The following is an 11,998-nucleotide window of genomic DNA, read 5'->3' as shown; positions in this document are numbered from 1 at the left end:
AAACGAGGCTGCGATCTTTTGACCTTCCCATAAACGCCAATGTCCGGTAATCCCGTCGGAGATTTCCTTCAAGTTGTAGTGGTGTTGGTGAACTTGTTCCGGTCTGAACCCAGGTCTAGTCTGGGTTTGTCACTGAATAAACGGTGACACGGACGTGCAAGTCCGACGAAACTGTTTGGGTCGCAATTGCCATGGCTCATTGCTTAATGGCGGCTGCGCGCAGGAGATCCTCGGATCTGCTGGGTGTCCTAAACAGTCCCGGTCTTGCACACCTGCGCACGGCCGCCACCCCATTCGCGTGCAAGCGAACGGTGACGGCTCCAACTTAACTGTTTAGGGTGTTTTATATGATCAAAGTAACTCCGAATCCTCCAGAGAACTCTGGAACCGATTCCGAAGATTCTCTCGCAGCCGAAAAACTCAAAGAAGCCGCTGAACGCGCCTTCGCCCACTACTTCCCCCCGGCTGACGGCAAACCAGCCAGGCGCCGCAAAGGCGCACTCTTCTCGGTTTCCCCCGACATCGACACCGAAGCCCTGCTGGCCAACGCCTCCGAAGACCTGCTGTCCATCAGCGCCATTGCTGCCGATCTCGCGGACGACGTGGACGGGACACGGCGATCGGTAGCCCTGGCGCTCAGCCGCATGGCCGATGGCGTGCAGTTGCTGGTTGAGCGGGCAATGGATCATTGGGAGGAATTGCAAATGGCGAAGGCTCAAACCAAGATTTAGTCAGGTAAATCTTCGGTGAGTTGAAGATAGCTTTCGCGAGCAAGCCCGCTCCCACAGGGGATCCCGGTCGTACACAAATCTAGTGCTCACCGAAGATCAACTGTGGGAGCGGGCTTGCTCGCGAAGGCGTCAGAGCCGTCGACAAATGACTTGGCAACTAGCGCGTCATAAGGCACCCGCGCCCAACGTTCAACCCGCTCACACAAGAGCTCCGAAGCCTCACGACGCTTCCCATCGCTATCCTCGGCAAACACCTGCGAAGGCTGTTTGGCATGCTGCCCCACCGCCCTAAACACTTGCTCCCTCTGCAAATCATCCAACCCGAAAAACCCAGCCAACCGCCCCGCCATGGCTCCCGGCAATTCACTGTAATTCACCGCGAATCCACTAAACGCCCGACATCGCGCCAACCCCAATTCCAGCAACCGCCCCAGCCGCCGCGCAATGAAATCCTCCCGACTACCGAACGGCAATTCGTCATCCAGCCCACTCGCCCCGATCATCCCCGGCACCATGTGCATGCCCGGGCGGCGTAGATGGGATACGGCGATTTCCAGCGGATCGCGGTACACAAACAACCAAGGCGTATCAGGAAAACAGTCGCGCAACAGGGGCAATTCAGCGATGTTCCAGGCATCGAGCTTGATCACCAACCTTTGCTCCGAACCGAGCCGGCGTTGACCGTAGGCGGACAACAACCCTTCGATGGCGGCACGCCGTTCGACGGTTGGCAAATCACTGCGCAACAAGGCATCCAGCGGCGGCGGTTCGCTGATGACGATGTGATTGTCGAGTTGCGCGAGCATCTGACTGATGAGGGTCGAGCCGCAGCGCGAAGCATGAAAAATAAACGCGCTCGGCGCCAAGCCGGGACTGCGGGCCTGCCAGTCGCCGAAAACAGCCAACGGCGTTTGCCGTCGAAACGCCTGATTGAACGGCAGTCGCAGCGCCTCTTCCACGGCATCGCGAAAAAACGGCTGATGCAGCCGCGTTGCGCCGAACCAGCACCAATCGACCTGCCACTCACCAGCCTGTTGCCAGACCCGAATCGGCAACCAGCCTTCCAGGCTCAGGCGCTCCATTGTTCATTCCATCGACGACGGCCGTTGCGCATTGCCGCCAGCAGTTCGTCCCGAGAAAACGCCAGGCCTCGCTCAGCCGCCAGTTCCAGCGTACGGATGATGAAAGCCTCGCTGTCCGGCAAGCCCTGTAACGTCTTTGAAAGCTGCGAATCACTGGCCACCAGACGCTGAAACTGCAACAAGGCGCCGTCACCCACGCCAGGCTGAGGCGTGGTCGACACGCCCTCGACAATTGCCTGCTCCAGCCAAACACCAGGACGGCAATCGAGTACCAGATGAACCCGCGCCTGAATATCACGATTGTCCACGCGATGCGGCCGCGACAGGTCGAGAAACCAACACTCTCCCGCAAGCATCGGCATGCGCTGGCCATCCAGCATGAAGTCCACTTGAGGCGGGCTGAACAGCGGGATGTGCAGGCGCAGATCGGCGTCTGGCCCGCCAAGGTCGTAATCTCGATGTTCATGAATCTGCCCGCCCGGCCCAAGTCGCAACAGGCGTGCGGACACGATCTCCAGCGGCAGATCCCGCAAGCCCTTCTGCCATCGCAGATCCCGCAACCACGGCGCGCGCAACAGCGACTCACCACGACCCGGCGACAGTTCCGTCAACGCATCCGCCGCCGATACCAGCGCCACACCACTCCAATCCCCGGTGTAGTAATCGCTGTTGAAATGCGCCTTCCACGTGTCCTCGCCAATCGCTGCCAACGCTTGCAACAGCAGCGGCAAATCCACCACCACCGGTAAGCGAGAGAAGGCCGGTCGGCTCATCGTTTCGGCAGCACCGCACACTCGCCGAGCCAGGTCAGCAAGCGGTCGAGGCAGGCCTCAACCGACTGCACCCCGGTGTCGAGCACCAAGGACGCCGACGGTGGCGGTTCATAGGGCGCGGACACACCGGTAAACCCGGCCAGGTCACCGCGACGCGCCCGCGCATAATGCCCTTTGGGATCGCGTTGCTCGCATACCGACAACGAAGCGCTGCACCAGACTTCGCGGTAATCCTCACCCAAGCGCTTGGCGAACACCTCACGCAGCTCCACCAGCGGCGCGATCATCGCGAGGATGACGATCTGCCCGTTCTCCACCAGCAACGCCGCCACTTCACTGGCGCGACGGATGTTTTCCAAGCGATCACTGTCGGTAAAACCGAGGTCGCGATTGAGCCCGACCCGAAGCCCATCACCATCGAGTACCACACTTTGCACACCGAGTTCGAACAACTCGGCGTGCAGCGCCTGGGCCAGCGTCGATTTACCCGCCGCCGGCAAACCGGTCAGCAGGATCGCGGCGCCGTGATGACCGTTGCGGGTCTCCCGTTGTTCGCGATTGATGCTCGCGGTCGGCACCCGTAGATCACTGGACTGGGGCATGGGTCACCGGCACGGCAATGTTGCCCGACGCCCACGCCGCTTCGCGGTTGGCCAAGGCGGTGGCGATGGATTGGACTTCAGTGGATTGCACCTCGTCCGGCATCGGGTCGAGGCCGGCGCTGGCGAAGATCTGACCGTAGGCGTTACGCAGATCGGCGTAAGACAAGTCACGGCGCAAATCCGCCTGCAAGGTGTTCAGTTCACCCTGGATCAGGTCCAGCTCACCGAGGCTCGCCGCCTGATGACGGTTGCGCAACTGCCCCAGAATCTGCCCGTCGATGCTCGACAACTCCTGGTTGGTCTGGAACTGATGCAGCGCCTCTTGATAGTTGGCGTTGGCCACGTAGAGCTGGGCCAGCACCGCAATCGACATAGCCTGACGCCGCGCCTTGGCGACTTCTTCGCCGGCCTTGGCCACGTTGATCGCGGCCGGTGCGGAAATCACGTTGAACAGGTTCCAGGTCAATTTCACCCCGTAATCGGCCCACTTGTCGTTGACCAGAAACGAGTTGCTGTCGTAATGCCCGCCCGCCGAAAACTCCAGCCCCGGCAACAGCCGCAGCATGGCTTTACGGGTTTCGGCGGTGCTGATGCGGGTCTGGTAATCCTGCTCGCGCAGTTCCGGACGACTGGCCAGCGCTTCGTGTTCAAGACTGGCCATGCCGACTTTCAGTTGCGGAATCGAGTAATCATCCGGAGTCGCGAGTTTCAGATCGGTGCCCATCGGCAGATTGATCAGGGTCGCCAGTTCGGTTTTGGCCAGGGACAGCGCCCGGCGCTGCTCTTGCAACTGGCGGGTGGCCTCGATCAGCGAACGCTGATAACCCAACGCCTGGATCGGATCGCCGATGCGCTGTGTGCTCATGCTTTGACTGTTGCTGCGCGCCGTATCGACCCGCGCCATCAGGCTGTCGATCTGCGTGAGCAAACGTTCGGCGGCCACCGCTCGCCAATAGGCCGAGCGCACGTCCTGGACGATGGTGTTGATCACCTTGCGCCGACGTTCCTGAACGATCAGTCGCTGATCGCCCTGCTGCTTGGCGCTGATGTAACTGACGCCGAAGTCGAGGACGTTCCACACCATGGTCAGGTCGGCGACCCGGCGGTCGCGGTCCTGGGAGGTCGACGGTTCCAGGGACTGGGTGTCGGTGAGCACACTCTGGCTGCTGGAGGCGCTGACGTTGCTACGCCCGGCATAGCCTGCCGCCAAGGCCATGCGCGGCAGCATGTCGAAACTGGCGAGGTCGAGTTGGCGCTTGGCCAACGCCTCTTCCATGATCTTGAGCCGGCCTTCGAGATTGTATTTCACCGCGCGGGCCATGGCCTGGTGCAAGGTCAGCGGACCACTGAGGGGCTCCTGACCGGTGTACATATTCTGCAGATCGCTCTTGGCGCGCTGTTCGCTGACGCTGCGCTCTATAGGTTCACTTTTGACGGCACATCCGCTTATCGCAAGCGCCAGCAGGCTGGCGCCGAACAACATGTGACTTCTATTCATCCTTGACTGCCCCTGGGTCCTGCACTGTTTTTAAGGTTTTTTCAGGCCTGCATTTCGCTGATGCCGACTTGTTTCAACGCTGCGGCCAGGCTGTCGACCTGCCGTTGCTCGGTGTCTTTGAGTTGTTGCAATTGCTGGTTCAGCGTCAGCGCGCCAAACACGCCGCGCAGCCCTTCGGAAACATCCCCGCCCCTGATCGAATGACTGCCGAAAGAGTTCAGCTCGCCTCGCTCACTGCCCGTGTCCTGATTGAACAGACTCGACAGCGTGCTGGTGCTGAACACCCCGCCATCGCCGCCACCAAAGCCGAGGAAACCCTGGCCCGCCCCCTCGGCACCGCTGTCGCTGCTGCTGAACACCTGGGCGATGAAGCTCGGTGCCAACGTACCGCGGTTGATGAAAATGTCGCCCAGGGGCCGGATGCCGTCGCCGATCACCCGTTGTTCGAACAGCGGGGCAAAGGTCAGCGGCGAGCCAAGCGTGCCCGTTGGCGGGGTGAATATGATCGGCTGCAGCGGTACGTTCGGTTGATCAGGAACCGTCACGGGTTGCGGGGCGCGGAACTCCGGATCCGCTGGCACCACCACAATTGGCGACGACGGCGCCGACACGGTGTTGATCGCATAACTGTTCGACTGGCTGGAGCCACTGCCGGCATTGCCCGAACCGTCACTGACACCGGCGATGTTCAGGCTGATCGCGTTGTTGCCGTTGCTGGTATTGCCGGTGGGCGTCAGCGTCGCGGTCCAGGTTTTGCCGCCGTCGCTGCTGGACAGGTTGGACAACGTGCCGTTGGCCACACTGATGTCGGACAGGTCGAAACCGTTCACCGCCTCGTTGAAAGTGAAGGTCACCAGCGAAGTCTGGCCAACGCCAAGGTTCGGGTTGGCGACAACGACTGTGGCGGTCGGCCGCTCGCCGTCGATGGCGTAATTGTTGGAAACCGCGACGCTGCTGCCGATGTTGCCGGCCAGGTCCGAGACATTGCTGGTGTCGAGGGCGATGAAGTTGCTCGGGTCGGACATGTTCGCGGTCGGCGTGAAGGTCGCGGTCCAGGTCTTGCCGCCATCACTGCTGGCCAGATTGCTCAACTCGCCGTTGGTCACGCTCAAATCCGACAGGTCGAAATCACTCACTGCCTCACTGAACGTGAAGGTCACCAGCGTGGTCTGGCCAATACCCAAATGCGAATTGGCAACCACGATGGTGGCAGTCGGGCGCGTGGCATCGAGGGCGTAGTTGTTGGAGATGGCAATCGCGGCACCGGTGTTGCCTGACGCGTCGGCGACGTTGCCGGTGTCGAGCAGGACCAGGTTGGTGGTGTCGTTGATGTTCGCCGTCGGCGTCAGGGTCGCGGTCCAGGTCACGCCGCCGTCGCTGCTGGCCAGGTTGGACAGCACACCGTTGGCGACGCTGAGGTCCGACAAATCGAAACCGGACACCGCTTCGCTGAAAGTGATCGTAACGGTGGTGGTCTCACCGATGCCCAGGCGATTGTCCGCGACCACTATGGTCGCGGTCGGCCGCGCCGTGTCGATGGCGTAGTTGTTGGAATCGGTCACGCCCACGCCGCTGTTGCCCGAGGCGTTCTGCACACCGCTGTTGTCCAGGCGGATCAGGTTGCTGCTGTCCGTCACGTCGACCGTTGGCGTGAAGGTCGTGGTCCAGGTGACGCCGCCGTCGCTGGACGACACATTGCTCAACGTGCCGTTGGCGATGGTCAGGTCGGCGTTGCTGAAACCGCTCACCGCTTCGCTGAAGGTGATGGTCACGCCCGAGGTTTCGCCGGCCTTGAGGGCGTTGTCGGCGATCACGATGGTCGCAGTCGGCACCTGGGTTTTCACCACGTAGTTGGCGGAGTTGGTGGTGCCCGTGCCGGTGTTACCGGCCAGGTCCGCGATACCGGTGTTGTTCAGGGTGATGAAGTTGGTCGCATCGGTCACACCAAGGGTCGGGGTGAAGGTCGCGGTCCAGGTGATGCCGCCGTCGCTGCTGCTCACCGCGCTCAACGTACCGTTGGCGATGCTCAGATCGCTGTTGTCGAAACCGCTGACCGCCTCGCTGAAGGTGATGGTTACCAGCGCGGTTTCGCCTGGTTTAAGGGTCGTATCGCTCAACACGATGGTCGCGGTCGGGCGTAGGCTGTCGATCGCGTAGTTATTGGAATCGGTGGTGCCCGAGCCAGCGTTGCCGGCCAGGTCGGCAATCCCGGTGTTGTTCAGCGTGATTATGTTGGTCGCATCGTTGACGCTCACCGTCGGCGTGAAAGTCGCGGTCCAGGTGATGCCGCCGTCGCTGCTGCTCACCGCGCTCAATGTGCCGTTGGCAATGGTCAGGTCGGCGTTGGTAAAACCGCTGACCGCTTCGCTGAACGTGATGGTCACCAGCGAGGTTTGGCCCAGCGCCAGCGAGGTGTCCGACACTACGATGGTGGCCGTCGGACGCACGGTGTCGATGGCATAGTTGTTGGAATCGGTGGTGCCGATGCCGACGTTGCCCGAGGCGTTTTGCACGCCGGTGTTGTCCAGGGTGATCAAGTTGGTCGTGTCAGTGATGCTGGCGGTTGGCGTGAAGGTCGCGATCCAGGTAATGCCGCCGTCACTGCTGCTCACCGCAGTCAACGTGCCGTTGGCGATGGCCAGATCGGCGTTGCTGAAACCGGTTACCGCTTCGGAGAACGTGATGGTGACCAGAGAGGTTTCGCCGATTTTCAATGCGTTGTCGGCGATCACAATGGTGGCCGTCGGCACCACAGTGTCGATCGTGTAATTGCCGGAATTGGTGGTGCCGCTGCCCGCATTGCCGGCAAGGTCGGCCACGCCGGTATTGGCCAGGGTAATGACGTTGGTCGCGTCATTCACGCCAACCGTCGGCGTGAAGGTCGCGGTCCAGGTGATGCCACCGTCGCTGCTGCTGACGGCGCTCAAGGTGCCGTTGGCAATCGTCAGGTCGGCGTTGGTGAAACCGCTCACCGCCTCGGCGAACGTAATGGTCACCAGCGACGTTTCGCCGGCACTCAGGGTTGGGTCTGCCAGGACGATGGTCGCGGTGGGGCGAAGCGTATCGATGGCGTAGTTGTTGGAATCGGTGGTGCCGCTACCGGCGTTGCCCGACAAGTCGCTGATACCGGTGTTGTCCAAGGTGATGAGGTTGGTCGTGTCGTTGATACTGGCGCTCGGTGTAAAGGTTGCGGTCCAGGTGATACCGCCGTCGCTGCTGCTCACGGCCGTCAACGTGCCGTTGGCAATGGTCAGGTCCGCATTGGTGAAACCGCTGACCGCTTCGCTGAAGGTGATCGTGACCAGCGACGTTTCGCCGATTCTCAACGCATTGTCTGCTACGACTACCGTTGCCGTCGGGCGCACGGTGTCGATGGCGTAGTTGTTCGAATTGCTGGTGCCGCTGCCGACGTTGCCGCTGCCGGCAGCCTGCACACCGCTGTTGTCGAGGGTGATCAGGTTGGTCGCATCGGTGATGCTGACGGTCGGCGTGAACGTGGCCGTCCAGGTGATGCCGCCGTCGCTGCTGCTCACCGCGCTGAGCGTGCCGTTGGCGATGGTCAGGTCGGCGTTGGTGAAACCGGTCACCGCCTCAGAGAACGTAATGGTGACGAGGGACGTTTCGCCGATTCTCAGCGCGCTGTCGGCGACCACAATGGTGGCCGTCGGCGCCACAGTATCGATCGTGTAGTTGCCAGAATTGGTGGTGCCGCTGCCTGTGTTACCGGACTGGTCGGCCACCCCGGTGTTGGCCAGGGTGATGACGTTGGTCAGGTCATTCACGCCAACGGTTGGGGTGAAGGTTGCGGTCCAGGTAATGCCGCCATCGCTGCTGCTCACGGCCGTCAGGGTGCCGTTGGCTATCGTCAGGTCGGCGTTGGTGAAACCGGTCACTGCCTCGGAAAAGGTGATGGTCACCAGCGACGTTTCGCCTGCGGTCAGCGAGGTATCGGCCAGCACAATCGTGGCGGTCGGACGCACCGTGTCGATGACGTAGTTGTTAGAGTCAGTGGTGCCGCTACCCGCGTTGCCCGAAAGGTCACTGACTCCGGTGTTGTTCAGGGTGATCAGGTTGGTCGTGTCGTTGATGCTGGCGCTCGGGGTAAAGGTCGCGGTCCAGGTGATGCCGCCGTCGCTGCTGCTCACGGCCGTTAACGTGCCGTTAGCAATGGTCAGGTCGGCATTGGTGAAACCGCTGACCGCTTCGCTGAAGGTGATCGTGACCAGCGAGGTTTCGCCGATTCTCAACGCCGTGTCCGTCACGACGATGGATGCCGTTGGCCGCACGGTGTCGACGGCGTAGTTGTTTGAGTCGGTGGTGCCGCTGCCGGCGTTGCCCGACAGGTCACTGACTCCGGTGTTGTCGAGGGTAATCAGGTTGGTCGTGTCAGTGATGCTGGTGGTCGGCGTGAACGTCGCTGTCCAGGTGATGCCGCCGTCGCTGCTCACGGCCGTCAAGGTGCCGTTGGCAATGGTCAGGTCCGCGTTGGTGAATCCGCTGACCGCTTCGCTGAAGGTGATCGTCACCAGCGAGGTTTCGCCGATTCTCAACGCAGTATCCGCCACCACGATGGTTGCCGTCGGCCGCACCGTGTCGATGGCGTAGTTGTTCGAATCGGTGGTGCCGCTCCCGGCGTTGCCCGCCAAGTCAGCGACCCCGGTGTTGTTCAGGGTAATCAGGTTGGTCGTGTCATTGATGCTGGCGGTCGGCGTGAAGGTGGCCGTCCAGGTAATGCCGCCGTCGCTGCTGCTCACCGCGGTCAACGTGCCGTTGGCAATCGTCAGGTCAGCGTTGGTGAAACCGCTGACGGCTTCACTGAAGGTGAAGGTGACCAGCGAGGTTTCGCCAATTTTCAGCGCGTTGTCGGCCACGACGATGGTCGCGGTCGGGCGCACCGTATCGATGGCGTAGTTGTTCGAATCAGTGGTGCCGCTCCCGGCGTTGCCGACCAGGTCGCTGACCCCGGTGTTGTCCAGGGTGATCAGGTTGGTTGCGTCAGTGATGCTGGCGGTCGGCGTGAAGGTTGCCGTCCAGGTGATGCCGCCATCGCTGCTGCTCACCGCGCTCAACGTGCCGTTGGCAATCGTCAGGTCGGCGTTGGTGAAACCGGTCACGGCCTCGTTGAAGGTGAACGTCACCAGCGAGGTTTCGCCGACCTTGAGCGCCGTGTCGGTGAACACGATGCCGACAGTTGGGCGTGCGGTGTCGACGACGTAGTTATTGGAGTTGGTGGTACCAACGCCGGCCGTGCCCAGGCCGTTGATCACCCCGGTGTTGTCCAGAGTGATGAGGTTGGTCGTGTCGGAAATACTGGCGGTCGGCGTGAACGTTGCCGTCCAGGTAATGCCGCCATCGGCGCTGCTGACGGCACTCAGGGTGCCGTTGGCGATGGTCAGGTCGGCGTTGGTGAAACCGGTCACGGCTTCGGAAAAGGTGATCGTCACCAACGACGTTTCGCCGATGCTCAGGGCGGTGTCAGCGACCACAATGGTCGCGGTCGGTGGCGGTGCATACGCAGTGTTGAGGACACCACCGTCGTTGTAGATTGATGCGACCGCGGTCGGCGAGGTGCCGGTTGTCCCGCCGCCCAACGCAGCACCACCCGCACCACTGCCCGCCGCATTGCCGGCCAGTGCCGCGAAGTTGGCGGCCGTGATCAGCAGCGTGCCTTTGTTCCAGATCGCGCCGACGCCCCGGCCGCCGATGCCGCCATTGGAGGCATTGCTGCCGTAGCCACCACCACCGCCACCGCCACCGCCGGCACCAATGTTGTTGGTGATGCTCGACGTGCCGATGATGGTCAGGGTGCCGGTTGAGGCGTTGTAGATCCCGCCCGCCGCATTGCCGCCGGCGCCACCGACCTTGTCCCAACCTGCGCCGCCGCCCCCGCCGCCAATGGAGATCGTGCCATTGGTGGCCGTCGATCCGTTGCCGCCGTTGCTGTAATAGGAAACCCCTAGCCCACCCGTGCCGCCGGTGCTGGTACCGCCGCGACCGCCCATGTGGGTCGCGTCATAACCACCGCCATAACCGCCGACGCCACCGGAACCTGCCTGACCACCCAACGTGCCCGTGCCCGGCCCGGCCGAACCGCCATGCCCGCCACCCTGGCCGCCCAGACCACCGCCGCCGCCACCGCCGCCACCGTAAAAAGCGCCCGTGACACCGCCGCCGCCACCACCGCCGGATGCGGCGTTGGAGGTCACGCTGACGTTGTTCAGCGTCAGGATGCCGGCGTTGAAAATCCCCCCGGCCATCGCCCCCGTGGCACCGTAACCACCGTTGCCGCCTGTGCCCGACACCAAACCACGGGTAATCACCAGGCCATCAAGGGTCACGGTTCTGCCTGCGGCAATTTCAATCACGCGGGTCCTGTACTGACCATCGAGAATCACGTCCGCCGCGCCGTCATTGTTCAAGTCGCCATCGACGGTGATGTTCTTGTTGATCAGCAGTTCGGACGTCAGCTGCACCGTCATGCTGGCGTTGAAGGTGACGATATCGCCGTTCTGCGCCGAGGCGATGGCGGCACGCAACGAGCCGACACCGGTGTTGGCGTTGTTGGTGGCGGTCCAGGTCGCCAGGCCCCACTGATACTCGCTCATGGCCGTGGCCGACAGCACGTTGGCGCTTTCAATGTTGCCGGTGACAATTTCCAGATTCCAGTCGCCGCCGATCCCGGTGCGGTTGCTGGACGCGGCCACATCACGGCCGGTCAGTTGCGCCAGCGAGTCGACGAAACTCAAGCCGCGCTCACCTTCGGCGGTGTAGCAGCCATAGATCATGATGTCGCCACCGACATTCATGTCCTTGCCGATCTCCGCCAGCACCGCGCTGCGGGCCGCGACGTTGTCGGCCGACAGATAGCTGTCGCCCAGCCACAGATCGCCCGCGTTGCCGTGGGCAATGATCTGTATCGAACTGATGCCCTGATGGGTATCCACATAATCGGCAATCTGTTGCAGGCCGTCCCGGCTCGCGTCCAGTTGAACCACCTGAGTGCCAGGCGCCACGCCTTTGAGCAGGCTGTCGGCGTCCTTGACCCGGGAATCGACGAACACCACGCTCTGGCCCGGCACGGCGACGGGTGCTGTGGCGGGCGCGGCGTCGGCCTGACCGTGGGTGTCCTTGCTGGCGACCGGTTGATCGGTCGCAGGCGCTTTCGCGGCGTCGGCCGTGGGATGGCTGTCAGGTTGGGCGGCATCCGCCACGGTGGCCGCGACCGCGCCGTCGAACAGCATTCGCGGCTCCAGGGACATGATCATCGGCGAGGCCAGTGCCCGTGCGCCTTGGGTAACTCGCGACTTGCCTT

6 protein-coding genes are annotated in these 11,998 nt (G+C 62.4%); 1 reads left to right on the top strand and 5 read right to left on the bottom strand.

Going from position 1 to position 11,998, the window contains the following annotated elements:
- Nucleotides 1-347 precede the first annotated feature (347 nt).
- Nucleotides 348-731 (top strand): DUF6124 family protein, encoded by a 384-nt coding sequence (locus ACA072_RS00810; RefSeq protein ID WP_497622489.1) that lies wholly within the window; start codon nt 348-350, stop codon nt 729-731.
- An 86-nt stretch (nt 732-817) separates the two neighbouring features.
- Here the strand turns inward: ACA072_RS00810 and ACA072_RS00805 are convergent, their stop codons facing one another.
- The 5 genes from ACA072_RS00805 to ACA072_RS00785 are packed head-to-tail and all read right to left on the bottom strand — an operon-like array spanning nt 818 to nt 11,927.
- Nucleotides 818-1,813: a sulfotransferase family protein gene (locus tag ACA072_RS00805; protein ID WP_497622487.1), complete on the bottom strand. Its 996-nt coding sequence runs from the start codon at nt 1,811-1,813 to the stop codon at nt 818-820.
- Nucleotides 1,801-2,586: an aspartyl/asparaginyl beta-hydroxylase domain-containing protein gene (locus ACA072_RS00800; RefSeq protein WP_497622485.1), complete on the bottom strand. Its 786-nt coding sequence runs from the start codon at nt 2,584-2,586 to the stop codon at nt 1,801-1,803. Before ACA072_RS00800 ends, ACA072_RS00805 begins: the two co-directional genes overlap by 13 nt.
- Entirely contained in the window at nt 2,583-3,188 is a 606-nt protein-coding gene (gene cysC / locus ACA072_RS00795) for an adenylyl-sulfate kinase (protein WP_497622483.1), read from the bottom strand. The genes ACA072_RS00800 and cysC overlap by 4 nt, the downstream gene beginning before the upstream one ends.
- Complete coding sequence (locus tag ACA072_RS00790; protein ID WP_497622482.1) at nt 3,172-4,686, bottom strand: TolC family protein; 1,515 nt, start codon at nt 4,684-4,686, stop codon at nt 3,172-3,174. Before ACA072_RS00790 ends, cysC begins: the two co-directional genes overlap by 17 nt.
- 41 nt (nt 4,687-4,727) lie before the next feature.
- The gene (locus ACA072_RS00785) at nt 4,728-11,927 is read right to left on the bottom strand and encodes an Ig-like domain-containing protein (RefSeq protein WP_497624925.1); all 7,200 of its coding nucleotides are present in this window, start codon (nt 11,925-11,927) and stop codon (nt 4,728-4,730) included.
- Nucleotides 11,928-11,998: the final 71 nt, after the last annotated feature.

The organism is Pseudomonas sp. LBUM1656 (assembly GCF_059716065.1).
This window is presented reverse-complemented; position numbering and strand designations above follow the sequence as displayed.

What these genes read in the sequence shown, in the direction of transcription:
- ACA072_RS00800 (WP_497622485.1), bottom strand. Translation starts at nt 2,586, where the DNA reads ATGAGCCGACCGGCCTTCTCTCGCTTACCGGTGGTGGTGGATTTGCCG.
- ACA072_RS00790 (WP_497622482.1), bottom strand. Translation starts at nt 4,686, where the DNA reads ATGAATAGAAGTCACATGTTGTTCGGCGCCAGCCTGCTGGCGCTTGCG.
- ACA072_RS00810 (WP_497622489.1), top strand. Translation starts at nt 348, where the DNA reads ATGATCAAAGTAACTCCGAATCCTCCAGAGAACTCTGGAACCGATTCC.
- ACA072_RS00785 (WP_497624925.1), bottom strand. Translation starts at nt 11,927, where the DNA reads ATGCTGTTCGACGGCGCGGTCGCGGCCACCGTGGCGGATGCCGCCCAA.
- cysC (WP_497622483.1), bottom strand. Translation starts at nt 3,188, where the DNA reads ATGCCCCAGTCCAGTGATCTACGGGTGCCGACCGCGAGCATCAATCGC.
- ACA072_RS00805 (WP_497622487.1), bottom strand. Translation starts at nt 1,813, where the DNA reads ATGGAGCGCCTGAGCCTGGAAGGCTGGTTGCCGATTCGGGTCTGGCAA.